This window comes from Rathayibacter sp. VKM Ac-2759 (assembly GCF_009834225.1).
Lineage (GTDB): Bacteria > Actinomycetota > Actinomycetes > Actinomycetales > Microbacteriaceae > Rathayibacter.
The window spans coordinates 3,498,531-3,523,202 of the sequence record NZ_CP047176.1; the positions used below are offsets into that span (position 1 = coordinate 3,498,531).

Sequence of the window (24,672 nt, forward strand, 5' to 3'; positions counted from 1 at the left end):
GCGTCAGCCCGCGTTCGCGAGGAGCGCCGGCCACAGCGCGTCGGCGATCTTCCCCTGGCCCTGGATGGACGGGTGGAAGTGGTCGACGAGGGAGATGTCGTCGCTCGTCACCGGCATCGAGTGCAGCGCTCCGCCGTCCGAGACGCAGTTCGCCACAGCGGCGCACTCCTCGGCGAGGATCGTGTTGTACTCGTCGATCGTGTCGCCCACGGCCGCGCGCCGCGCCACGTCCTCGTCGGCGTCCGACGCGGGGTTGTAGAGCAGCGAGTTGCAGTTGGGGCTCTGCGCCCAGCGCGACACCGCCTCGGAGTCCGTCCGCTCGGCGTCGAAGAAGGCGAGCAGGTCGGGGATGGACGCGACGAAGACCGTGGCGTCCGGGGATCCGGCCGAGAGGGTCTGCAGGGTCGACGCGATCGCCGCGCGGAAGGTGTCGGGGGGCGTGATCTCGGCGACCTTCTTGCGGCAGACGTCGTTCGCGCCGATCAGGAGGAGCACCAGGTCGGGGTCCGCGGCGACGGCCTTCTCGGCCTGCAGCGGCATCCGGTCCGAGGTGGCGCCCTTCGAGGCGATGTTGTCGATGGTCGGCACGGCGCCGACGGTCTCGCCCGCCCGCCGTGCGATCGAGTCGACCGTCTCGTCCTCACCGGTCGCCCAGGAGGCGCTCGGGCAGGCCTTGTCCTGACCGCAGGCCGCGACGGCCGCCGTCATCGAGTCGCCCATGGCGACGATCGTCCCGGACTCGAACGGCAGGGCGCCCGAGGGGGCCGGCTCGGTGGTCTCCTCCGGAGCGGGCGAGGACGTGCAGCCGGCGAGGAGCACGGCGGCGACGGCAGCGGCGGCGGCGAGCCGGAGGCCGCGGTGACGGGTGGAACGGGTCATGCTGCGCCTCCATCGGCGGCCGGGGTGGGTGCGGGGGTCTTCGGGCCCTTGGGCTTGGGCTTCCTGACCTGCTTCACGAACGCGAGGATCTGCTGCAGGTCGCGGCGGTAGGCGGGGATCAGCATCGCGAGCGCCAGCGGCACGAGCGAGGCGAGACCGCCGAGCAGCAGGTGCAGGACCGAGGGGATCACGAGGGCGATCTCGGCGGGGAGGGCCGAGATCAGACCGCCGAGGGCCTGATCGGTGAACGCGGGCAGATCGGTGTACTGCCCGACCGCCCAGGCCGCCCCGAACATGAACGGCACGATCAGCGCCGGGCGCAGCACCGGCATCAGGATGTCGGAGGAGCGCACGAAGGTGCCGCGGATCGCGAGCCCGAAGCCCGGGACCAGGAGCGCGAGCGTCGTGAGCCCGTAGAGCAGCGCGAGGCCCTCGACGCCGTTCCACCAGATGCCGAGGAAGAACGAGCCGATGACGATCGGGCGGGTGACGACGTAGTACACGAGCTGGCGGTGCACGCGGCCGAGCGAGATGTAGATCCAGCCCTGCACGTTGCCGATGCCCTGGGCGATGCCGGCGATCGACAGCAGCGACAGGATCGTCGCCGAGGCCGACCACTGGGCGCCGAGCAGCAGGTCGACGAGCGGGCCCGAGAGGGCGGCGAGGACGCCGAAGGTCGGCAGGGTCAGGTAGCCGACCACCAGCAGCGCGCCGCGCACGTAGCGGCGGTAGCGCTCGCCGTCGTCCTGCAGCGAGGAGAGCACCGGCAGGGCCACGCGGCCCAGGGGTCCGTTGAGCTGCTGGAGCGGGAGGAGGAACAGCGAGTAGGCCCGCGAGTACTGGCCGAGCACCCCGTCGCCGAGCTGGCGGCCGACGATGACGTTGTCGAGGTTGCGCGCCGCGTAGTTGAGCAGCTGCACGCCGAAGATGCTCCCGCCCGTGGTGACGAGCGGAATGACCTCGCGGGCGATCCGCGGGCGGCCGAAGGTGGGCCGGGCGGCGACCCAGAGTGCGATGAAGCGGTAGACCAGCGCGCCGCCCTGGAGGACGACCAGCGACCAGACGCCCCAGCCGAGGAACGCGGCGATGATCGAGCCGACGACCCCGACGAACATCGACACGACGTCGATCTTGGCCATCAGGCCGAAGCGCATCTCCTTCTGCACTCGCGCCTGGAGCGGCATGCAGAGGCTGTTGACGAGCAGGGTCGGAGCGACCGCGAGCGTCAGGACGATCAGGCGGTCCTCGTTGTAGAGGGCCGCGATGAGGGGCGCGCAGGCCGCGATGACGATCGTGCCGACCACGCCCAGGGCGACGGACAGCCACAGCACCGAGCGCCAGACCTCGTCGCTCATCTTCTTGGACTGGATGATCGCGCCGGTCAGTCCGAAGTCCCGGACCAGGTCGGCGACGCCGACGATCGCGGTGACCATCGCGAGGAGGCCGAAGTCGCTCGGCGCGAGCAGACGCGCCAGGACGAGCGTCGAGATCAGCTGGATCGCCGTCTTGCCCCAGAGGCCGCCGAGGGTCTGCAGGACTCCGCGGCTCGCCGTGTGCCCGAGCGAGGGCTTGGGCGGCAGGTTGGGGCCGTCGCCGACCGTCGGCGACTGCGCGATCGCATCGGTCGCGAGCGTCTCGGTCGTGTGGGCGGTGTCGTCGATCGCCGCCTCGATCTGGTCGTCCGTGGCGCGGGACCGGGCGGAGGCGCCGCCGGAGGGGGTGGACGCCGTCACGCGCGCGTCGTCTCGTCGCGATTCCATTCGGGTACGCCTCCTCGAGCGATGATCGACCGCGCCTCGAGGCGCGGTCGCAGATAGCCGTACCAGTACACGGGGAAGGCCGGCCACAGGGCGGGGCGGCGCAGCACGCGCTTCACGAGCGCGGCGATCCCTCCGCCCGCCGGCCGATCGGGGACGAGCCCCGAGGCGGCGAGCTGCGCGTTGCCGATCGCGATGCGCACCGTGCGCTTGATCTGGCTGCGCATCCGCCGGGGCGCCTTCACCGAGAAGGAGTGCCCGGCCAGGGTCATCCGCTCCTCGGGGGCGAAGAGCTGCTGCACGAAGCGGTCGTCGGCGATGATCTCGGGGAACTCGCCGAAGCGGCGCCGGCCCTCGGCCGAGAGGCCGTAGATCCCGGAGCCGACCAGCCCGCTCACGCGGTAGTCGGACAGCTCCCAGATCGAGTAGTGGGCGCGGACCGGCCAGCTCGCTCCCGTGGTGTCCACGTGGAACTCCGGAGCGGCGACCAGGGGCCCGTCCGGGCGGGCGAGCTCGTCGCCCAGCGCGAGCAGCGTCTCGGCCGAGACGCTCACGTCGGCGTCCACGTAGATGCGGGGGAAGACGGTCGCGACGCCGTCGGCCGCGTTCAGACCGGCGATCTTCGAGGCCCGCTCGGTCTCCGCGACCAGGATCCGAGGATCCACGGCGCGGGCGACCGCCGCGGTGCCGTCGGTGCAGCCGTTGGCACCGACGACGATCTCGAGTCGCCCCTCGGGATCGCCGTCCACGAGCGCGCCGAGGAGCCGCCCGATCACCGCCGCCTCGTCGTGCGCGGGGATGATCACGCTGACGCGCGCGCTCACGACTCGATGGGTGCGGGTCTGCGGACGACGTGGTCGGCGGAGTGGCTGCCGATGTGCGCGCCGAGGGCCGGCCCGTTCTCGGTGGCGTGCGGTCCGGAGCGCCTGAACGCCGAGACGTGCCCGGCGTCCTCGGACGCGAGCCGCCTGCGCGCCGACTTCCGCGGCGCCTCCGTGATCGTCCACGCCCCGACGGCCATGAACACCCAGAAGAGCATGAACGCCTGGTAGAAGCCGAACGCGTCGTAGAAGTAGGCCGAGACCGTGTACCCGACGAGCACGATGGCGACGGCGAACGCGAGTCCGGCGTACTGCGGCGTGGACGTGCGGCCGAACGAGTAGCGCAGCAGCATCACGATCGGTGCGAGGAAGAGGATCGCCAGCCCGAGGACCCCGACGGCTCCGGCGTCCATGAGCGTGCCGAGCCACTGGTTGTCGAGGATGAACGAGTTCGCCTCGGGGCCCACCACGATGCGGCTGCCGACGCCCGTCCCGAAGAACGGATGCTCGCGCACGATCGCCATCGCGGGCTCGAGGTCGGCGAGGCGACCCGCACCGGCCATGCCGGCGGAGGTGTACTGCGAGGCGATGAGGGCCTCGGGGTCGAGGAAGGAGCCGATCATGTCGGTCAGGATCTTGGGGATCAGGACGAAGCCGAGGCCCAGGACCGGGATCGCGCCCAGCAGCAGGTACCCGCCGATCTTCGGCCGCAGGATCAGCGTCACGAGGAACATCACGCCGAGCGTGACGATCGCGGTCCGCGAGACCGCGGTGACGACGCCGACCAGCAGCGCGAGGACGCAGCCGTAGTAGATGATGCGGCGGTTGATCTCGTTGAAGGGCCAGCGGGCGTACTTCGAGAGGTAGACCGCGATCGGGATCATCATCGTGAACATCACGGCGAGCGCGATCGGGTGCTGCGACGAGCCGAACGAGCGGAAGCCACCGGCGCGGTACGCCTCCTGCTCGGCCCCGAGCTTCTCGAGCGGCAGGAACTGATCGAGCCTGGTGAAGATGTTCTGGTGGGTGACGCGCTCGATCACGGCGAAGAAGGCCACGAGGACGGCCGAGAAGACCAGCACCATCAGGAACGACTCGACGATCTTCTCGCTGCGCATCACGAGGCGCGAGACGAAGAAGAGGGAGAGGACCAGCAGGTCGATGATGATCGCGCCGATGACACCGCTGCCGAGGCCGCCGTCCGAGATGAACTGGACGTTGGCGGCGACCGACACGATGCTCGAGGCGATCCAGATGCCGATCGGCCAGCCGAACGCGGCGGGGCGCCAGACGAACTTCGGGTCGATCATGAGCGCGACGACCGCGGCGACGACCATCGCCACGATCATGAGCCGGTACGGCTCGAGCGCGAACCCGATCGGGATCGGCAGCGAGTAGTAGCGCGCCGGGATGAACATCACGACGGCGAGCAGCACGATGAAGCCGCCGGTCCAGTTGAAGACCAGCTTGCGCGTGAGGTAGAGGAACGAGATCCCGAACAGGACCGCTCCCGCGATCAGCGGGTTGAGGTAGTAGACGGCCGCGACGGCGACCGCCGAGAGGAGCAGGGTCGCGAGCGCCGAGCGGACCGTGAAGGTCCGCCGGACGAGGATCTCGCCCGCGTACGGGTCGTCGCTCCCGGGGACCCCGATCGGGGTCCCCTTCATCGTCTTGGTGCTCATCTGCGAACCCCGCGTCAGGTGGCGCTGCGCTTCCCGGAGGAGGCGAGCTCACCCGCCCCGGGAGCCGGCTCGGCGGAGGATCCGAGGGCCGCGGGACGCGGGTTCTCGGCGGTGCCGGAGCCGGTGATGGCCGGTCCGCGGCGGAACGACTCGCCACGGCGGACGGTGGCGCGGTTCGCGGTGACGCGCTCACGGGAGATGCGGATGTTGTAGAGGATGAACGCGAGGGCGATGAACGCCAGGAACACGCCGAGGCCGGTGATGGCGATCGGGATGATCGGGTTCGAGCCCTCCTGCTCGACGACGTTGCCCTGGTCGGTGACCGACAGGGTGACGCGCTGGTCGGGAGCGGTTCCCGCGGCGTCCTGCTGGGCGCCCACGTAGGTCTGGAAGATCGTCGACGCGGTCTCGGAGATGAGGGTCGCGCGGGCCGGGTCGGTCGAGACTCCGACGATCGCGAGGATCGGGAGGGAGAAGCGGCCCGGGTTGGTCTCGGAGCCGGAGGGCTGCGTGGTGCGGCGGAGTCCGCTGAGCTCCTCGCCCTCGTTGAAGCCGCCGATGGCGGCCTCGACCTGCGCGCGGATCTCGGATCCGCTGACGAGGTACGCGTAGATGACGGCGGTGTTCGTCAGGTCCAGCTGCTGGGCAGCGGTCGTGCCCTCCTGGAGGGTCTGGCCGGGCCGGACGGCCGCGAACGGGTTCTGAGTGCCGCCTCCGAGCAGCACGGTGGTCTCGGACTGGTAGGTCGACTCGACGCGCGAGACGATCTCACCGTCCTTGACGGTGTATCCGGCGACCATCGCGGCCAGCACCGAGACGACGATGCCGACGGCGAGGAGCCATTTGTAGCTCCAGAGCACTCGGAGGTAAAGGGGAACGGACATCTCGGTCTCGACTTCCAGACGGCGAGGTGTGGGACCTCGGGCGACGCGCCGCGTGCTCGGAGGGTGCAATGCTGCTGCAGACGATGGAGCAACGCCTCCGTCCATCACGGCGGTAATGGCGGAACGGGTGGTGTGGCGGTCGACGTCGGGATGACGAGGACGGAACCTGGTGCGTAGTGCGGTGTCGAACGTGCTCTCGCTGCGTCCGCACCGTCCTCCGGGCGGTCGGCCAGGGGGGTCGGAACGGGCAGAGAACCGGGACCCCGCGAGTGCGGTGCCCCGACACACTCATTGTGACCATAACCCACGGCACGCGGATGCCGGAAGTATTGCGGGTGTGTTAAGTCTGCCGGGCGTGCGACCCGCCCAGCAGGGCGTGCACTTGCTTTCCTCTCAGGCAGTCGAGGATGGTAGTCCTTGTTCATTCCTGAGCGCGCCGCCCTCACGACAGGAGACGCATGGATGACGAGCACCAGTGCTCCACCACTGCCGAAGACCTAGCCCACCACTCCGCGACCATCGAGTCGGCCCTCGACGACCGTCCGTCGACGTCCGTCGACCTCGTCGCGCCCGCCGGGCGGGACGACGCTCCGCTGTCGGTCCTCTACTCGTTCCCGCACGGGATCGGCTCGCCCGGGATCGGCTGGACCGCCCTGCACCAGGTCCGCGCGCTGACCGAGGCCGGTCACCGGGTGACCGTCGTCGCCGCGTCGATCACCGCTCCGCTGGGCCCCGTCGCCCGGGCCGTCACCACGCTGACGGTCGCCGGCGTCCGGCTCCCGCACCGACTCTTCGGGCGCAGCCGCTCGATCGCGCACCACGACCGCGTGACCGCGCGGATCCTGGCCGAGGGCGACTACGACGTCGTCCACGGCTGGCCGTGGGGCTCGGCCCGCACCTTCGACGAGGCCGCCCGCCAGGGGGTCCCGTCTGTCCGCGAGGCGCCGAACACCCACACCGCCCACGCCTTCGAGGTCGTCGCGGAGGAGTACGAGCGCCTGGGGATCACCCCGCCGCCCGGGTCCCCGCACACCTACAACGCGGTCCGGCTGCGCCGCGAGGAGCGCGAGTGGGCCGCCGCGACCGCGATCCTCGTCCCCTCCGCCTCGGTCGAGCGCACGTTCCTCGAGAAGGGCTTCTCGCCCGAGAAGCTGCTGCGCCACCGCTACGGTGCCCTCGTCGACACCGACCGCGTCGTCGATCCCGATCCGCGCGACGCCCCGGATCACGTGTTCACCGCCGTCTTCGTGGGCCGGATCGAACCGCGCAAGGGCCTGCTCTACGCGCTCCAGGCCTGGAAGGCCTCGACGGCCAGCAGCACGGGCCGGTTCCTGGTCTACGGCGAGTTCACCCCCGGCTACCGTGAACGACTCGCGGACCTGCTCGATCAGCCCGGTGTGGAGCTGCGCGGCTTCACCGACGACGTCGCGGGCGTCTTCCAGTCGGCCGACGTGCTGATCCTGCCGACGATCGAGGAGGGCAGCGCCCTGGTCACCTCCGAGGCGCAGGCCGCGGGCTGCGTGCCGCTCGTCTCGTCGGCGGCCGGAGCGAACCTCGAGGACGGCGTGCAGGGGCTCGTGCACGAGCCGCGCGACGTCGCGGCTCTGACCGCCCACCTCGATCTCGTCTCCTCGGACCGGGAGCTGCTCGCGCGCCTGCGCCGCGCCGCCCTCGCCAACCGGAGCGAACTGACCTGGACGCGGGCGGGCGTCGATCTCGTCGCCGCCTACCGCTCCGCCATGCGGATGGTCGGCACCGCGACCGCCCCCGCCGACACGTCGAGGAACCAGCACCCGTGAACCCCCAGGACGTCTCGATCCTCCTCTGCACGCGCGAGCGGCCCGACATGCTGCGGGGGGCACTGGCCGCGATCGCCGCGGGCACCCACCCCGACGTCGAGGTGATCGTCGTCGACTCGGCCTCGACCGACTCGCGCACCCGCGAGGTCGCCGAGGCCGCCGGTGTCCGCTACGTGCGCACCGACACCAAGGGGCTCTCGATCGCGAGGAACCTCGGTCTCGCCTCGACCACCCGCCCGGTGGTCGTCTACACCGACGACGACTGCTCCCCCACCCCGGGCTGGATCGAGGCGCTCCTGCGCGCGTTCGACGACGAGCGCGTGAGCGTCGCCACGGGACGCATGCTCGACCACACCCTCGTCGACACCGACGTGCCGCCGACCGACCGCATCACCTACCGCACGACGGTGCAGGGACTCGACGCCGGGCACGGCGCCGTGATGGCGTTCCGCCGCTCGACGCTGCAGACGCTCGGCGGCTTCGACGACACGCTCGGCGCGGGCCGGTACCTCGCGGGAGCCGAGGATCTCGACATCTTCTGCCGCGCGCTCGCGGCGGGCACGATCGCCGTGTTCGTCCCCGACAGCGTCGTGCTGCACGTCAACACCCGCAACCCCGCCGCGTACCGCCGCCTGATGCGCGGCTACGGGCTCGGCCTCGGCGCGCTCGTGGGCAAGTGGTGGCGGATGTCCCCCCTCGTCGGCGCGCGGATGAGCGCGACGCTCGCCGTGCGCAGCGGCCGGCGCCTCGTGCGCTCGGCGAAGAAGCGCGGGCGCGGAGCGCGCGACGAGCTCGCGATGATCGAGGGGATCCTCCGCGGCTACCTGCGCTCGCGCCACCTCCGGCTCTCGGGCTCGACCTTCGTCGACGAGCACCCCCCGACACCGATCCGGCTTCCCGCCGACGCCAGCGCCGGGCGCACCTCCGAGTGAGCGCGATCGCCTCGACCGTCCCGACTCCGACCCGCCCGCAAGGAGCCCGACCATGACCCGCCTCCCCCGCCGATCCGGTCGAGCGCACGCAGAACCGCTGCGCACGCTCGACGAGAAGTTCGTCTCCAACGCCATCGCCTACGAGGCCGCGCGCCCCGTGGCCACGATGGTCGTCGACAGCACGCCCTTCCGGCGCGAGGACGGCTCGCTCGACCGCGAGCTCATCCTCACGGCCTGGGAGAGGTTCATCGTCGCCTCGCCGCCGCAGCGGCAGCGCCTCGTCCGGGCACCGCTCGGGCTGTTCACGCCGTCCTGGGTCTTCGCGGACTCGGTCGACGTGCGCGACCACGTGCGCTTCCACCCCGGAGTCGTCGAGTGGGACCCCCGGCGCACGGAGCTGCTGACCGGCCTCTTCAACGGCCCGATGGATCCGAGCGGGCCGCTCTGGGACATCCTGGTGGTCGAGCTGTCCACCGGGAAGCTGGCGTTCCCGATGCGGATCCAGCACGTCATGGGCGACGGCATGTTCGGCCTGATGCTGTTCACGACCTTCACCGAGGAGCAGCCGTACGAGATCGCCCCCTCGGGTGGCCGGCCCCTGCGCTTCCCCGCCGACCCGCCCGCTCCCCGGGGTCCCCTCGCCCTGACCCTCGCCGCCCGACGATCGATCGCGGCGTCGTACGACTCGTTCGCCGAGGAGTGGGCCGACTGGAAGCGCAAGCCGCTGAAGAAGCGCCTGCGCCGCGTGGCCGGCCGCCTGATCCGCGCCCCGCGCGACGTCTGGATCCGCCGGTCCGGCCTCCTCGAGCGCACGGTGAAGCCCAAGGACGCGGCGATCATCACCGTGCCGCTGCAGGGGGCGAAGGCGGCCGCCCGGGCCTCCGGCGGCACCGTCTCGGACCTGACCGTCGCCCTCGCGCTGCACGCGTTCTCGGCGATGCACCCCGAGCGCACCGAGATCGCGACTCTCGTGCCGATCTCGCCCCAGCGCGACCGCACGGCCGAGAAGCGCAACCACATCACGATGGCGCGCGTGGCCGTCCCGGTCGACCTGGGGCTCCGCGAGAGCATCGCCTCCGTGCACGAGCAGATCGTGCACGCCATGGAGACGGGCGAGTCCGGGATCACCCGGGGCGTGCGCGACTGGCAGGGCTACGCCTCGTTCCTGCCCGTGTTCCTCCGCCCGCGCTACTTCGCCACCGCGGCCGTCGACTCGTTCACCCTCTGGCCCACCACCGAGCCGGAGGACGAGGCCGCGCTGTTCTCGAGCTCGTACGTGAAGCGCCTCGACTTCGCGGTGCAGGTGCGCGCCGACCACGACTCCCGCGCCTTCGTCGACTCGGTCGTGCGCTCGCTGCGAGAACTCGGGCTGCCACCGGTCGACTGGCCGGCCGACGAGCCCGCGGAGATGAACGGGAGCACCCGATGAGCCAGGGCGGCGGACCGCTGCGCACCCTCACGAAGGTGCGCACCTACCTGCAGGCCGTGCGCCTGCTGCACTTCCACGCGTACAGCCACGCCGACCAGGTGCCGAGGCTGACCCGCGGAGCCGATGTGTCGTTCGCTCCGAACGTGTCGTTCAGGAACGCCGAGCGGATCACGATCGGCGCCGGCACCCACATCGGCGAGAACTCGATCGTCTGGGCCGGCAACACGAGCGGCCGCATCACCTTCGGCGAGAAGTGCCTGCTCGCGCCGAACGTCACCGTCACGGCGTCGAACTACGGCATCGTGCAGGGGACCCCGGTGATGGACCAGGCGAAGATCGAGCGCGACATCGTGATCGGCCGGGACGTCTGGCTCGGCGCGAACGTCGTCGTGGTCGCCGGAGTCACGATCGGCGACGGCGCGATCGTCGGCGCGGGAGCGGTGGTCACCAAGGACCTCCCCGCGAACTGCATCGCCGGCGGCGTGCCCGCGAAGGTCATCGGAGCACGACCGGAGGCGAACGGTGCCTGATCCCCGGAGCACGACCGACACGAGCCTCGCGATCGTCGTCGTCAGCTACAACACCCGCGAGAAGACCCTCGCCTGCCTCGCCTCGATCCCGCGGGGCGACGCTCCGACCCCGCCGCACGTGATCGTGGTCGACAACGGCTCCGTCGACGGCAGCGCGGAGGCGATCCGCGCGGCGCACCCCGACGCGACCGTGATCGAGGCGGGCGACAACCTCGGCTTCGCCCGCGGCGTGAACCGCGGAGTCGCCGTGGCGACCGAGCGCTACGTGCTGCTGCTCAACCCCGACACCCTCGTGCTCGACGGCTCGTTCCGCGCCCTGCTGGACTTCGCGGTCGCGAACCCGCGCTACGGCGTCTACGGCGGGCGCACCCTGCGGCCCGACGGCTCCGTCGACCCGTCGTCGTGCTGGGGCGCGCCGAGCCTGTGGTCGCTCGTGACCTACGCGACCATGCTCTCGACCGCGTTCCGCGGCAGCCCGCTGCTCGATCCGGAGTCGCTCGGCCACTGGCAGCGCGACACGGTCCGTGAGGTGCCCATCATCACCGGCTGCCTGCTGCTGATGGAGCGCGCGCAGTACGAGCGCGTCGGCCGGCTCGACGAGCGCTTCTTCCTCTACGGCGAGGACGCGGAGTTCTCGATCCGCGCCCGCCGCGCGGGCCTCGCACCGGTGATCGTGCCGACCGCGGTGATCGTGCACGACGTCGGGGCCTCCACCCGCGACGCCGCGACCGAGGGCAACTCGGGTCGCAAGATGTGCATGGTCATGGCCGGCAAGGCCACGATGATCCGCCTCGCCTGGAAGCCGGTGCCGGCCCGGGCGGGCATCGCGCTGCTCCAGGCGGGAGCGCTCGTGCGCTCCGTGCTCGAGGCCGCCACCCGGCGCGAGCGCCGCGCGTGGACCGAGGTCTGGCAGCGTCGCCGCGACTGGCGGGTGGGCTACCCGGAGGCGGAGCGGACGCTCTTCGGCCGGGTCCCCGGCACCGGTGCGGCGACGGAGTCGACCCGATGATCCCGGGCGGCACCCGGACCCTCCGGGGTCGGATCCGCACGCGCCTGCGGGGGCTGCTCTCCCGCGAGAGCGCCGCGAGCAGGAGTCTCGTCGTCGAGGCGGAGCCCGCGTTCCGCACCCGCTACGCGAACCCCTACAACGCGCGCCTCTACACCGCGATGACCGCCGAGGGCGTGCTCGTGCGCGACCTGTCCTGGTTCCGGCTGCTGACCTCGAGGGTCGACATCGTGCACCTGCACTGGCCGGATCTCACGTTCCTCAGCGGGATCCGCCGCTACCGCGTCGTCGCACGGCTGGTCTTCTTCTTCGGGTTCCTCCGCGTCGCGCGGCTCCGCGGCACCCGGCTGATCTGGACGGCGCACAACGTCGTCTCGCACGAGGAGCGGGCGACTCCGTTCCTCCGCAACTGGTACCGGCGCCTGCTGACCGAGAACCTCGACGCGATCATCTGCCTCTCCCAGGAGGGCGTCGCGGCGATGCGGGTGTCGTACCCGGAGCTCGCGGAGGTGCCCGCCTTCGTCACTCCGCACGGCCACTACCGCGCCGACTACGACTTCTCGGCCGATCGCGCCGAGGCGCGCGCCGAGCTCGGCCTGGATCCCGATGCCCGCCTGGTGGTCTCGGTCGGGCAGATCCGGCCCTACAAGAACATCCCGACGCTGATCGAGCGGTTCCGCGAGCGCGAGGACGACGGCACGCTGCTGGCGGTCGCCGGCAACCCGGCGCGCGGACCGCTGCGCGGCGTGATCGAGGAGGCGGCCGGCGGCGACCCGCGCGTCCGCCTCGAGCTGGCGTTCCTGAGCGACGAGCGGATCGCGCTCTGGCTGCGCGCGAGCGACCTGGTCGTGCTGCCCTACTCGGCGATCCAGAACTCCGGATCCGCGATCCTGGCGGTCTCGGCCGACCGGCCGGTGCTCGTGCCCGACCTCGGATCGATGCACGAGCTGGCGGCGCTCGTGGGGCCCCAGTGGGTGCGCCTGTACAGCGGAGGATTCGACCGCTCGGTGCTCGACGAGGCGCTCGCCTGGCTCGACCAGCGCGAGGCCGAGGAGCGGGCCGACCTGTCGGCGCTCGAGTGGGACGCCATCGCGCGCTCGACGATCGAGGCGTACAGACTCGTTCTGGGGGTACCGCACCGGCGTGTCGATGCCCGGGAAGTGCAGATTCGTCACGCGGCGGAAACCTCGCGCCGCTAACTTAGGCAGCGAAGCCCCCTTCTCCTCCGCCCGATGCAGCAGCACCGGACGGCCGTCGGTCACCCCTGACCGGCGAGACGCTCCCGGCCGCCCGGCCGCCCCCGCCGCACAGAAACACAGGTCTCCGTGATCCGCAGTTCCACCCCGCTCCGACGCACCCCCTCCCGGCTGCGCCGGCTCCTGACCGCGACCGCGGTCACCGCCGTCCTGACCGCGGGCACGGTCGCGCTGACCGCGCCCGCCGCGCAGGCGGCGGACGCCGGCCGGTACGTCGTGACGGTCGACTCCGACGCCGTCTCGACGAGTCTGGTGCGCGCCCTGGGGATCCCGCTCGAGCACTCCTTCGAGGGAGGCGTCGCCGGATTCACCGCGACGCTCACGGCCCGTCAGCACGCGGTCCTCGCGGCCGACAGCCGCGTCCTCGCGCTCTCCCCCGCCGACCAGGTCGTCGAGGGGGCCGCCCAGGTGATGCCCTCCCACGTCCTGGCCAGCCAGGCCGACCTCGCGCCCGTGTCGGCCGGTGACGGTGTCACCGACTGGACCGGTCCCGCGGTGGCGGTCATCGACTCCGGGGTCAGCAACCACTCCGACTACAACCTGCAGAAGCAGGTCAATTGCTTCAGCACGGGGACCGGTGACGACGCGAACGGTCACGGCACCGGCGTCTCGGGCTACATGGCCGCTCTCGACAACGGCTACGGGACCGTGGGCATCGCGCCCGGCGCCCCGATCTACTCGGTCCGCGCTCTCGACGGCGACAACCGCGGCACCATCGCCACCCTGACCTGCGCGCTCGACTGGGTGTCGCAGAACGCGGCGACCTACGGCATCAAGGTCCTCAACATGTCCCTCGCGACCGCGGGCGCGGACGACGGCAACTGCGGCTACACCAACGGCGACGCCGTGCACCAGATCGTCTGCGACATCGTCGCGAAGGGCGTCACCGTCGTCGGCTCCGCCGGCAACGGCAGCACCGACCTCGCCACCTACATCCCCGCGTCCTACGACGAGGTCCTCGCCGTCACCAACATGTCCAACTACGACGGCAAGCCCGGCGGGCTCGCCGCGGTCCCCTGCCAGGGCGTGACCCTCAAGGACGACGCCTACGCCGACAAGAGCAACTGGGCCGTGTCGGACGCGGACCGCGCTCACACCATCGCCGCGCCGGGAGTGTGCCCCTACACGACCAAGAAGGGCAACGGCTACGCCTACATCCAGAGCGGCACGAGCATGGCGGCGGCCGCGACCTCGGGCGCAGTGCTCGACTGCCTCGTCCCCGGCGGCGCCTGCGTCGGCAAGACTCCGGCGCAGATCATCGCCCAGATCCGCGCGCAGGCCAAGGCCGCCGCTGACCGCGGTCGCACCTTCACGGGTGACCCGACCTCGCCGGTGACGGGCCGCTACTACGGCTACGAGCTGTCGACCGTGGCGACCGGAGCGACGACGCCGACGAGCACGCCCACCGCCACGGCGACGCCCACCGCGACCCCGACGGCGACGGCGACCCCGACGGCGACGGCGACCCCGAAGCCGACCGCGACGGCGACCGCGACCGCGACTCCGAAGCCGACCGCGACCGCCACCGCGACGCCGACCGTCGCTCCCACCACCGGAGCCGACACGACCAAGCCGCAGGCGAAGATCGTCTCGCCCGCCAGCCAGAGCATCATCAGCGGCACCACGACGCTCGTCGCCAACGCGAGCGACAACGTCGGCGTGACCGCGCTCGCCTTCTGGTCCGGCTCCTCGAAGCTCGGTGACGCGGTCAAGCAGGCCGACGGCTCCTGGTCGCTCACCGCGAACAGCAAGAACTGGCCGAACGCGACCTACACGGTCGTCGCGAAGGCCGTGGACGCCGCCGGCAACATCGGCAGCAGCGCCTCGATCACCCTGACCATCCGCAACTGACCGACGACACGACCGCGACACCGCACTGACAGCACAGCGCACAGCACCCCCACGCACGACAGCCACTCGCACCAGACGCACCGCCCGCCCGGAATGCAGTGACGCGTACGCCGGGGCCGCACCCTCACCGGTGCGGCCCCGGGCCGCCGATCGACTCGAGGTCCGCCTCGACGCCCTCCTGGCGCATCCCTCGCCCCCACGAGTTGATCGGAAGCCACAGCCATGTCCTCCACGCCCCCCTCCAGAACGACCCCGCACAGATCCCTCGGTGCGCTCCTCCTCGCCCTCGCGGTCCTCGTCGCGACGCTCGTCGCCGCTCCCGCCGCGACCGCTGCCGACGCCGACCGCTGGACCTCCCCCTCCGGCTCCGGCACCGCCTGCACACAGTCCGCGCCGTGCGCCCTGACGGTCGGCGTGCAGAACGCCCCCGCCGGCAGCACCGTCTACCTCACGAGCGGCACCTACCCGGAGCTGACGCTGCGCGGCGGGAAGGCCACCGCCGCCGACCCCCTGCTGGTCGTCCCCGCCCCCGGCACCTCGCCGATCCTGAGCCGCACCAAGAGCTACGCGCCCAACGTCGTGTGGTCCGAGATCACCGTGTCGCTCACGTTCTACCTCTACGGCGCGAACCAGACCGTCGAGTCCTCGCACTTCGACGGAGGCGGACTCTTCGTCCGCAGCGCCGGTGCGGTCGTCCGCGACTCGCTCTTCGAGAACGGCTCGTCCATCGACGGCATCCAGGTCGGCGGAGCCTCCGACGCGCTGATCGAGGGCAACACGGTCCGCAACTACGACCAGGACCGCAACAACGGCCTCCACGCCGACTGCATCCAGGTCTTCGAGAGCACCGGCATCACGATCCGGGGCAACAGGCTGGCCAACTGCTACAACGCGGGCATCATCTTCTCGCCCGGCGCGGGCGACGGCATGAGCGACATCACCGTCGAGTCCAACTTCGTGCAGAGCTGCGTCATCAAGACCGCGCAGTGCCGCGGAGGATCGGCCGCCGACTTCCGCGAGGTGACGGCCAGCGACCTGCTGATCCGCAACAACACCTTCGTCGACGGCTCGCTGCGCGTCGGCGGTGCGACCGACACGACCTTCGACCGCAACATCGTCGCCTACCTCGCCGCGTGCGACAGCCCGATGTCGAACACGATCGTCGCGGCGTGGAACACCAAGCTGTGCGCCGCTCCGATCCTGCTGAACACCCAGGGCAACGTGCAGGGCTCGCCGCGCTTCGTGGACGAGGACGGCGGAGACCTCCGCCTCGTCGACGGGAACGAGGCCGTCGTCGCCGGCTGGGGCTCGATGTCCCCCGCCGCGACCGACATCGACGGGCAGGCCTTCGCGACCAACATCGCGGGCGCCGACTCGGCCAAGGCGTCGGCGAACCCGACTCCTGCTCCGACGAGCACCGCCACGGCCACGCCGACCGCCACCCCGACGGCCGAGCCGACCGACGAGCCGAGCGCGACTCCCACGCCGACGCCGACCTCGACGACTCCCGTCCCGACGCCGACCGCCACCGGCCCGGCGAAGCCCGAGGCGCCGGAGGCCGACACGGTCGCTCCGACCGTCGCGATCACCTCACCGCTCGACGGCGCCGTGATCAAGGGCGTCACCACGGCGAGCGTCGACGCCACCGATGACACCGGTGTGACGGCCGTGGCGTTCTACGTGGGCACGCTGAAGGTCGGCAACGCCCTGAAGACCGGCGAGACGACCTGGTCGCTCACCGCGGGGACCGCCGGCATCGTCGGCACCTTCCCGCTGACCGCCCGCGCGACCGACGCGGCCGGCAACGTCACGAACAGCGCGCCCGTGACGGTCACGCTGATCAAGTAGTCCCCTCCGGCGACGGCCCGGCTCCTCCCCTCCGGAGGCGCCGGGCCGTCGTCGTTCCACGTCGGGGCCCCGAGGTCAAGGTCCGGCGCTCGGCGGTCGCGGTCCGTAGCGTCGGAGTCGTGCGGCCGAGGTCCGGGCGCACGGAGAGGCGACGATGAGCCAGAGCGAGAAGAACCAGCCCGAGCAGAACCAGCCCGTCATGGACGGCGCCGACGACGCGAGCAACGACGAGAAGCTGAGCGGCCTCATCGAGCAGGTCGACGAGGACCACGGCGCCGAGGGCGCGGGCGCCATGGCCGACGCCCTGCGCGACCGCGCCGACGAGACCGGCACCGAGATCACCGACGACGAGGCCTGACCCCGAGGCGGTCCGGCAGGGCCGCACGGGCGCGGTGGAGGAAGACGGCGGTCATCACCACGCGGGCGCGAGCGGGGGACGAGTCGAGCGGGCCGATGAGCGCCTCGATCCGATCGAGGCGGTCGTAGAGCGTCTGGCGTCCGATGCCGAGCGCTCGGGCCGTCGCCGTCTTGCTCCCCCAGTGCGACGCGTACGCCTCCAGGGTCGCGAGCTGGTCGTCGCGCAGGGTGCCGAGCACCTCCTCGATCAGGTCCTCGGCCTCGGCGTCGTCGCGCAGGGCGCTCGCGAACCGCGCCAGGCGGTGCTGCCGCGAGTCGACCACTCCGCCGCCGGAGGGCGCCCAGTCGCGCACTCCCCGCACCTCGGCCAGCTCCCGCTGGACCCGGCGCTGGTCGCCGAGCCCTCCGCCCACGCAGACCAGGGCCCCGGAGTCGCCGAGCGGCGCCGCGCGGTCCAGGAGCGCCGCGCGCCCCTCCTCCATCGCCCGCGCGTCCGTGAACGGGAGCAGTGCGAGCACCTCGGCGCCCACCACGCCGAGCACGGGGCCCGCGTCCGCGCCGACGCTGCCGAGCAGCTCGCGGAGGGAACGGAGCACGCGGTCGTCGTGCCCGGTGTCGGCCCAGACCCCGAGGTAGCGCTCCCGCGAGGAGGCGCCGAGCCGGCCGAGGAACGCGTCGATCTGCAGGTCGGCCGCCGCCTCCGCTCGCGAGTGCTCGGCCGTGGCCACCGCGAACAGCTGGGCCGTGAGGCGCTCGGCGACCGACGGCGGGCGGTGCCGGAGCAGCGCGACGGCCAGCACGTCCGGCGCGCGGTCGAGCGCGACGGCGACGGAGTGGAGATCGGCCGCGACGTGGGCGCGCAGGTGCAGCGTCCCGAGCAGCGAGTCGCCCGCCCGCAGCACGTTCGAGAAGGTGCCGGACGTCGGTCCGGTGTCCACTCCGCGCCCGGGAGCGGCCCGGGCGATCTCCTCGCCCGTCAGCGACACCAGCGAGGCGGAGGCGCCGGTCGCCGTCGAGACGACGCGGAGGAGCTCGTCGATCCCGGCGTCCGCGGCGGCCGCCTCGCTCAGGAGACCGGACACTCTGTCCGCCAGGCGGAGGCTCCGGAACTTCTGCTCGGTGAGATGGGTGTTGATGCTCTCGCACACCTGCACGAAGGGCACGCGCCGGGGCAGGGCGAGCACGGGCAGGCCGAGCTCGTCGGCGGCGGCGACGATCGGCACCGGCACCGCGGGCAGCCGCAGCGACAGCTCGACGGCGAGCGCACCGACCCCCGCCTCGACCAGGGACGCCACATAGCGGCGGCACTCCGCGGCGTCGTGGTCGGCCGAGAGGAGCGCGCCCTCCATCAGCAGCAGCTCGCCGCCCAGCAGGAGCGGGGCGATGTCGAGCTGCTCGCTCGCGTGGGCCCAGCGGATGAGCGCGCGGTCGGCCCGCGCGCCGCCCGCGACGACCACCGGCAGAGCGCTCGAGAAGACGGGATCGCTGAGCGCATCGGCGAGCAGGTAGGCCATACAGAACGTCCTCTCGCGTCACGGCGAATTTACACGGCCGGGTGCCCGGCGAAACGGCGCGGAACGAGAGTGGACCCGCACCCCGCCCTGCCCCACCTCACGTCCCTCCGAGAGGAACCGCCATGAGCACCGACGCCCTGCACGGCACCACCCACGACACCGAGGACGCGCTCACCCCGCTCCCCGACTCCCGCCGCACCGCCCGCCTCGACGGCCAGTTCTGGATCTGGGCGGGCGCCAACATCGCCCCCATCAACTGGGTGCTCGGCGCCCTCGGAGTGAACATGGGCCTCGGCCTGTGGGACACGATCACCGTCCTGGTCCTCGGCAACGTCGTCGGCATGGCCGTCTTCGGCTTCTTCGTGCTGCTCGGGCAGCGCACCGGCGCGACCGGCATGCTGATCGGCCGCTCCGTCTTCGGGCGCCGCGGCAACTACGCGCCCGCCGCCATCCAGGCGGTCGTCGTCATCGGCTGGTGCGCGATCAACACCTGGATCGTGCTCGACCTCGTGATCGCCCTGCTCGGCTCCGTCGGGATCGTCGATCCGGAGGAGGCGAACATCGGCTGGAAGATCGCCGTCGCCGCCGTGATCATGGCGATCCAGGTCGCGATCTCGTTCCTCGGCTACCGCGCGATCGCGGCCTTCGAGCGCTGGACCGTGCCGCCCACCCTCGTGGTGCTCGCGATCATGTCGATCGTCGCCTGGTTCTTCCTCGACATCGACTGGTCCTACGCCGGCCCCGCCGAGGGCGCCCTCACCGGAGGCGACCGCCTCGCCGCCATGTCGATCGTGATGACCGCCATCGGCATCGGCTGGGGCCTCACCTGGCTCGCCTACGCCGGCGACTACTCCCGCTTCGTCAGCCCGCGCTCCTCGAAGCGGAAGCTCTACCTCGCGAGCGTCCTCGGCCAGTTCATCCCCGTCGTCTGGCTGGGCGTGCTCGGCGCGACCCTCGCGACGAAGAACGGCTCGGTCGATCCCGGGCAGCTGATCGTCGAGAACTTCGGCGCGCTCGCGATCCCGGTGCTGCTGCTCGTGGTGCACGGCCCGATCGCCACGAACGTGCTCAACATCTACTCGTTCGGCATGGCCACGCAGGCCCTCGACATCCGGCTCGGCCGGCGTGCGCTCAGCCTGATCGTCGGCGTGCTCGCGTTCATCGCCGCGGTGTTCTTCGTCTTCCAGGACGACCTCGCGACCACCCTCGACGCCTGGCTCGTCGGGCTCGTCGGCTGGGTCGCTCCGTGGGGCGCGATCGTGCTGGTGCACTACACGGTCTTCGAGCCGCGGGTCCGCTCGTTCGGGCACCTCTTCGCCCCGGTCGGCTCGCCGCTGCTGCCCGACGTGCGCTGGCGCGCCCTGCTGTCGTTCGCGATCGGCGCGACGCTCACGTGGCTGTTCATGAACGGCTCCGTCCCCGCCCTGCAGGGCCCGGCCGCGACGGCCCTCGGCGGCATCGACGTGTCGTGGCTGGCGGGCGGCGTCTCGGCCGGACTCGCCTACCTCCTGCTCGGGCGCGGCGACGCCGCCGCCTGGGTCGCCCGCCGGGAGTCGGCCGCGCCTGCCGCGCAGCCCGAGCCCGTCCGCAGCTGACCGCGGCCCCGAGTCCGCCTCCGCCCCCAGCACCCCGCACCTCGCACCACGAACGGAACCGCCATGCCCCTCCTCATCACCGACGCCTCCGTCATCACCATGGACCCGGTCTCGGGCGCCGTGCCGATCACGGCGAGCATCCGCATCGTCGACGACGTCATCACCGCGATCGGCCCGGGGCTCTCGCCCGAGCCCGGCGACCAGGTCGTCGACGGCCGCGACCGCCTCGTCACCCCGGGGTTCGTCAACGCGCACACCCACTCGTGGGAGTACCTCTACAAGGGGCGCTACGACAACCTGCCCCTGGAGCTGTGGATGCTGCTCTCGTACCCGATCCTCGGGAACAGCCGCGTCGCTCCGGATCTGGTGAGGCTCCGCTCGTCGCTGTTCGCGCTGGAGTCGCTGAAGGCGGGGGTCACGACGCTCGTCGACGACGTGCTCGAGAACCCCGACCAGGATGCGCAGCAGCTCGCCGCGGTCTTCGACGCGTACGACGAGATCGGGATCCGCGCGAACATCTCGGGTCACGTGATCAGCAAGCCGTTCTACGAGACGATGCCGTTCGTCGAGGAGTACCTGCCCGCCGAGATCCTCGACTCGGTGCGGTCCGCGGCGCGGCCGACGACGGAGGGGTACCTCGCGTTCAGCCGCGAGGCGTTCGCCACCCAGCACGGGCGCGGAGGCGGGCGGCTGCGCTACATGGTCGCCCCGTCGGCCCCGCAGCGGTGCGGTCCGGAGCTGCTGACGGGGGCGACCGAGCTCGCGCTCGAGCACGACGCCGAGTGCCACATCCACGTCCTCGAGACGAAGACGCAGCTGGTGACGGGCGAGGAGTTCTACGGGTCGACCCTGGTGGAGTACATGGAGCGGATCGGCGCGCTCTCGACGAACACGACCTTCGCGCACGGGATCTGGCTGACCGACTCCGACATGGCGCGGGTGGCGGCCGCGGGCACCTCGATCTCGCACAACCCGATCTCGAACCTCAAGCTCGGCTCGGGCATCGCGCCGTGGCGGGCCCTGCACGACGCGGGGGTGAACCTGGGGCTCGGCACCGACGGCTGCTCGAGCAGCGACTCCCCGCGGATGCTCGACGTGGTGAAGGCGGCGGCGCTGCTGCACAAGGTGACCGACCCCGAGATCGCGACGTGGCCGACGGTCGCCGAGGTGCTCACCGCGGGGACGATCGGAGGCGCGCGCAGCGCGGTCCTCGACGGCGTCACCGGCAGCATCGAGGTGGGCAAGCAGGCCGACCTCGTGCTCTTCGACCTCGAGACCCTGAACTTCACCCCGCGCCAGCGCCTCGAGAACCAGCTGGTCTACTCCGAGAACGGCTCGTCGATCGACACGGTGATCGTGGCCGGCCGGATCGTCGTCGCCGGCGGGCGGTCGACGACGGTCGACGAGGCGGCGCTGCGGGCGGATCTGGCGGCGCAGCTCGGCGAGATCGTGGCGTGGCAGGACTCGCTCGACCGCACCAACGGGGTGCTGACGGAGCCGCTGCACAGGATGTACGCCGAGGCGATGCGGCGCGACGCGTCGATCGACCGCTTCAGCGGCCGCCGGCTGGTCTGAGCGGGGCTCCGGAGGCGAGACGGGCGGTCGGCGGCGGGATCGGGAGGGCCTGCGGCGCGGCGCGCCGGGCCGCAGCCCCGGCACAGGGGTCACCCGGGCGGAGGAACACTCATCGCGGAGGGCGGCCGGAGGCCCGCCCCTAGTGTCACTGCATGAGCGCCGGGGTCCCCTCCGGCCGCTGCCCAGGCGACCGCACACTCCCGCGACGTGCGGTCGTGAGAGGGTCGCGCCTCTGACCTCGACGCCCCGAAGGACGCCCCGTGCCGGTGACCGCCGCGAAGCCCCGCCAGCGCCCCCGCGCGCGGGCGGCCGCGGGTCCGGTCGGCACCGGGAGCGCTCACGTGCGAGCGCTCCCCGCGGGCAGAGCCCCCTCCAGCCCCCTCTCCCAGCCCTGAGTCCCCGCTCACCCTTCCCCGATTGGACCGCACGCCCATGACTCGAACTCTCAGCGCGACTCTCGCCGCCCTGCTGGTGGTGATCGCCGCCTTCTTCACGGCGGTCCCCAGCACGGCGGCCGCGAACCGCTACGCCGCCCCCACCGGCACCGGAACGGTCTGCACCTCGACCGCCCCCTGCTCCCTCGCCGTCGCCGTGCAGAACGCCGCGGCCGGCGACACCGTTCTGCTCACCTCGGGCACCTACCCGACGACCGACCTCAAGGGCGGCAAGGCGACCGTCGCCGCCCCCGTCACCGTCCAGCCCGCGCCCGGCGCTTCGCCCGTGCTCGGGACCACGAAGGTCTACACCCCCAACACCGTGTGGAACGACATCTTCTCGAGGACGCCCTTCTACACCTACGGCTCGGGCATCACGGTCAACCGGATGCACATCGACGGCTCCGGCATCTTCGTGCGCAGCGCGAACGTGGTGGTGCGCGACTCCCTCTTCGAGAACGGCTCGTCGATCGACGGCATCCAGGTCGGCGGCACCGACAACGGCCTGATCGAGAACAACGTCGTGCGCGACTTCGACCAGAACAAGAACAACGGCCTGCACGCCGACTGCATCCAGGTGTTCGAGAGCAACGACGTCACGCTCCGCGGCAACACGCTGAGCAACTGCTACAACGCGGGCATCATCTTCTCGCCGGGCGGCGGCGACGGGATGAGCCGGATCACCGTCGAGTCGAACTTCGTCTCGGGCTGCATCGTGGTCACGAACGACTGCCGCGGAGGCTCGTCCGCCGACTTCCGCGAGGCGTCGGCCGACGGCGTCTACATCCGCAACAACACGTTCGAGAGCGGAGCGCTCCGCGTCGGAGGCGCGAAGAACACGGTCTTCGACCGCAACATCGTCAGCTACCTCTCCTCGTGCACCAGCCCGATGACGAACACGATCGTCGAGGGCTGGAACTCGAAGCTCTGCGCACTCCCGGCGCTGATGAACCAGCAGGGCAACGTGCAGGGCGCGCCCGCCCTTCGCTCGCCCTCGACCGGCGACCTGCACGCTCTGAACGCCGCGCAGACGCAGATCGCGGGCTGGGGATCGACCACCGGCGCCCTGACCGACATCGACGGCCAGACCATGGGCGCTCTCACCGCCGGAGCCGACCAGGTCGGCGCCCTGAGCGCGCCGCCCGCGACGCCCACGGCGACCCCCACGCCCACGGCCACCGCCACCGCGACCCCGACGGCCACGCCGACCGCGACGCCCACGGCGACTCCGACCGCCACGCCCACCGCCACGGCCACGCCGACCGCGACACCGACTCCGACCGCCACCGCGGCTCCGGCCGACACGACGCGACCGACCGTCGCGGTCGTCTCGCCGGTCTCCGGAGCCTCCGTCTCGGGCACCATCACCCTGGTGGCCAGCGCCTCGGACGACGTCGCCGTGACCGGAGTCAGCTACTGGGTCGGCACGACGAAGCTCGGTGACGCGACCCGCGCGGCCGACGGGACCTGGCAGCTCACGGTGAACACCGCGGTCTTCGCCAAGGGCACGTACCCGGTGACCGCCAAGGCGGTCGACGCCGCCGGCAACGCGACCACGAGCGCGACCATCTCGCTGAAGCGCGTCTGATCCCGCGCGCACGACGGGCCCGCCATCCTCAGGGGTGGCGGGCCCGCGTCGTCTCAGTCGTCGAAGATCGCGCCGACCGGCTCGCGCTTCTCGGCCTGGAACCGGTCCTCGGCCCGGCCCAGCGCCCAGTACGCCGACAGCGAGAGCGCCGAGCGCTCGATCCCCCAGTCGCCCTGGAGGATGCCGCGCAGCTCCTTCATCGCGGTGCGCTCCCCGTGCGCGAAGACCTCGACGGCACCCTCCGGACGCGCCTCGGCGCGCACCGCCGCGACCAGGGCTCGACCCGCCTCCAGGGCCGCGCGGTGCAGCCAGCGGATCTCGACCCCGGCGGGGGCGGACAGCTCCACCTCGTCGGCCGCGCCGCCCACCTCGATCAGTGCCAGCCCGCGGGCCGCAGGGCCCATCGCCTCCAGTGCCGACGCGATCGCCGGGAGGGCGGAGTCGTCGCCGAGGAGGAGGTGCGCGACCGCCGGGTCCTCGCGCGGCGCCCACGCGCCACCGGGGGCCGACATCGCGAGCCGGTCGCCGGGCCGGGCGGCGGCGGCCCAGGGGCCGGCGACGCCCTCGTCGCCGTGGACGACGAAGTCGACGGCGATGCTCCGCTCGCCGACGGAGCGCACCGTGTAGGTGCGCCGCACCGGCAGGTCCTCGGGCGCGACGCTCGCGCGGAGGGCGTCGAGGTCGAACGGCGGCTCGAGCGGCGAGCCGGCCGGCGGGAGCAGGAGCTTGACGTAGCGATCGGTCACGGCGAGTCGCGCGGGATCCGCCTCCGCGAGGAAGCCGTCGACGCCCTCGCCCCCGAGGTGCACACGGACGAGGTGCTCGGCGAGCCGCTCCGTCCGCAGGACGGTGAGCACGTGCTGGCTGCGGGTCCGCCGCTCCCGGAGAGGCGGGCGCGGGGCGTCTGAGGCATCGGTCATCCCCTCAGCATGCCC

At 72.1% G+C, this 24,672-nt stretch carries 19 protein-coding genes; 12 read left to right on the forward strand and 7 right to left on the reverse strand.

Annotation, left to right across the window (positions count from 1 at the left end; all coding sequences use genetic code 11):
- Nucleotides 1-3 precede the first annotated feature (3 nt).
- From GSU68_RS16400 to GSU68_RS16420, 5 genes are read right to left on the reverse strand one after another with little or no spacing between them, the layout of a single operon-like run.
- Nucleotides 4-879, reverse strand: a complete 876-nt coding sequence (locus tag GSU68_RS16400; RefSeq protein ID WP_159909718.1) for an SGNH/GDSL hydrolase family protein — start codon at nt 877-879, stop codon at nt 4-6.
- A complete protein-coding gene (locus tag GSU68_RS16405) occupies nt 876-2,639 on the reverse strand; it encodes a lipopolysaccharide biosynthesis protein (protein ID WP_159909719.1) in 1,764 nt (587 codons plus the stop codon). Before GSU68_RS16405 ends, GSU68_RS16400 begins: the two co-directional genes overlap by 4 nt.
- Nucleotides 2,609-3,460 (reverse strand): glycosyltransferase, encoded by an 852-nt coding sequence (locus GSU68_RS16410; RefSeq protein WP_159909720.1) that lies wholly within the window; start codon nt 3,458-3,460, stop codon nt 2,609-2,611. The genes GSU68_RS16405 and GSU68_RS16410 overlap by 31 nt, the downstream gene beginning before the upstream one ends.
- Nucleotides 3,457-5,139, reverse strand: a complete 1,683-nt coding sequence (locus GSU68_RS16415) for an O-antigen ligase family protein (RefSeq protein WP_159909721.1) — start codon at nt 5,137-5,139, stop codon at nt 3,457-3,459. Before GSU68_RS16415 ends, GSU68_RS16410 begins: the two co-directional genes overlap by 4 nt.
- A gap of 14 nt (nt 5,140-5,153) precedes the next feature.
- On the reverse strand, nt 5,154-6,023 hold the full coding sequence (locus tag GSU68_RS16420) for a hypothetical protein (protein WP_159909722.1): 870 nt from the start codon (nt 6,021-6,023) through the stop codon (nt 5,154-5,156).
- Nucleotides 6,024-6,481: 458 nt separating this feature from the next.
- Here GSU68_RS16420 and GSU68_RS16425 point away from each other — a divergent pair, with 458 nt between their 5' ends.
- From GSU68_RS16425 to GSU68_RS16465, 9 genes are all read left to right on the forward strand, one after another.
- On the forward strand, nt 6,482-7,822 hold the full coding sequence (locus tag GSU68_RS16425) for a glycosyltransferase family 4 protein (protein WP_159909723.1): 1,341 nt from the start codon (nt 6,482-6,484) through the stop codon (nt 7,820-7,822).
- On the forward strand, nt 7,819-8,754 hold the full coding sequence (locus GSU68_RS16430) for a glycosyltransferase (protein WP_159909724.1): 936 nt from the start codon (nt 7,819-7,821) through the stop codon (nt 8,752-8,754). Before GSU68_RS16425 ends, GSU68_RS16430 begins: the two co-directional genes overlap by 4 nt.
- 52 nt (nt 8,755-8,806) lie before the next feature.
- A complete protein-coding gene (locus GSU68_RS16435) occupies nt 8,807-10,183 on the forward strand; it encodes a wax ester/triacylglycerol synthase domain-containing protein (protein ID WP_159909725.1) in 1,377 nt (458 codons plus the stop codon).
- Nucleotides 10,180-10,713, forward strand: coding sequence for an acyltransferase (locus GSU68_RS16440; protein WP_159909726.1), 534 nt, complete (start codon nt 10,180-10,182; stop codon nt 10,711-10,713). The genes GSU68_RS16435 and GSU68_RS16440 overlap by 4 nt, the downstream gene beginning before the upstream one ends.
- Nucleotides 10,706-11,722: a glycosyltransferase family 2 protein gene (locus GSU68_RS16445; protein ID WP_159909727.1), complete on the forward strand. Its 1,017-nt coding sequence runs from the start codon at nt 10,706-10,708 to the stop codon at nt 11,720-11,722. Before GSU68_RS16440 ends, GSU68_RS16445 begins: the two co-directional genes overlap by 8 nt.
- Nucleotides 11,719-12,918 carry a glycosyltransferase gene (locus tag GSU68_RS16450; RefSeq protein WP_159909728.1) on the forward strand — a complete coding sequence of 400 codons (1,200 nt, stop codon included), beginning with the start codon at nt 11,719-11,721 and terminating at the stop codon, nt 12,916-12,918. The genes GSU68_RS16445 and GSU68_RS16450 overlap by 4 nt, the downstream gene beginning before the upstream one ends.
- Before the next feature lie 126 nt (nt 12,919-13,044).
- Nucleotides 13,045-14,826, forward strand: coding sequence for an Ig-like domain-containing protein (locus GSU68_RS16455; RefSeq protein ID WP_159909729.1), 1,782 nt, complete (start codon nt 13,045-13,047; stop codon nt 14,824-14,826).
- Between the two features lie 222 nt (nt 14,827-15,048).
- The gene (locus GSU68_RS16460) at nt 15,049-16,674 is read left to right on the forward strand and encodes a right-handed parallel beta-helix repeat-containing protein (RefSeq protein WP_159909730.1); all 1,626 of its coding nucleotides are present in this window, start codon (nt 15,049-15,051) and stop codon (nt 16,672-16,674) included.
- A gap of 154 nt (nt 16,675-16,828) precedes the next feature.
- On the forward strand, nt 16,829-17,032 hold the full coding sequence (locus tag GSU68_RS16465) for a hypothetical protein (protein ID WP_159909731.1): 204 nt from the start codon (nt 16,829-16,831) through the stop codon (nt 17,030-17,032).
- Here GSU68_RS16465 and GSU68_RS16470 read toward each other — a convergent pair.
- Nucleotides 17,013-18,545, reverse strand: a complete 1,533-nt coding sequence (locus GSU68_RS16470; protein WP_159909732.1) for a PucR family transcriptional regulator — start codon at nt 18,543-18,545, stop codon at nt 17,013-17,015. The two genes, GSU68_RS16465 and GSU68_RS16470, sit on opposite strands and share 20 nt — an antisense overlap.
- A gap of 122 nt (nt 18,546-18,667) precedes the next feature.
- Here GSU68_RS16470 and GSU68_RS16475 point away from each other — a divergent pair, with 122 nt between their 5' ends.
- From GSU68_RS16475 to GSU68_RS16485, 3 genes are all read left to right on the forward strand, one after another.
- Nucleotides 18,668-20,140, forward strand: coding sequence for a cytosine permease (locus GSU68_RS16475; RefSeq protein WP_159909733.1), 1,473 nt, complete (start codon nt 18,668-18,670; stop codon nt 20,138-20,140).
- Between the two features lie 63 nt (nt 20,141-20,203).
- A complete protein-coding gene (locus GSU68_RS16480) occupies nt 20,204-21,715 on the forward strand; it encodes an amidohydrolase (protein WP_159909734.1) in 1,512 nt (503 codons plus the stop codon).
- A 432-nt stretch (nt 21,716-22,147) separates the two neighbouring features.
- Nucleotides 22,148-23,737 (forward strand): Ig-like domain-containing protein, encoded by a 1,590-nt coding sequence (locus tag GSU68_RS16485; RefSeq protein WP_159909735.1) that lies wholly within the window; start codon nt 22,148-22,150, stop codon nt 23,735-23,737.
- 53 nt (nt 23,738-23,790) lie between these two features.
- On the opposite strand, the gene GSU68_RS16490 is transcribed toward GSU68_RS16485, so the two are convergent.
- Nucleotides 23,791-24,657, reverse strand: coding sequence for a siderophore-interacting protein (locus GSU68_RS16490; protein WP_159909736.1), 867 nt, complete (start codon nt 24,655-24,657; stop codon nt 23,791-23,793).
- Between the last annotated feature and the right edge of the window lie 15 nt (nt 24,658-24,672).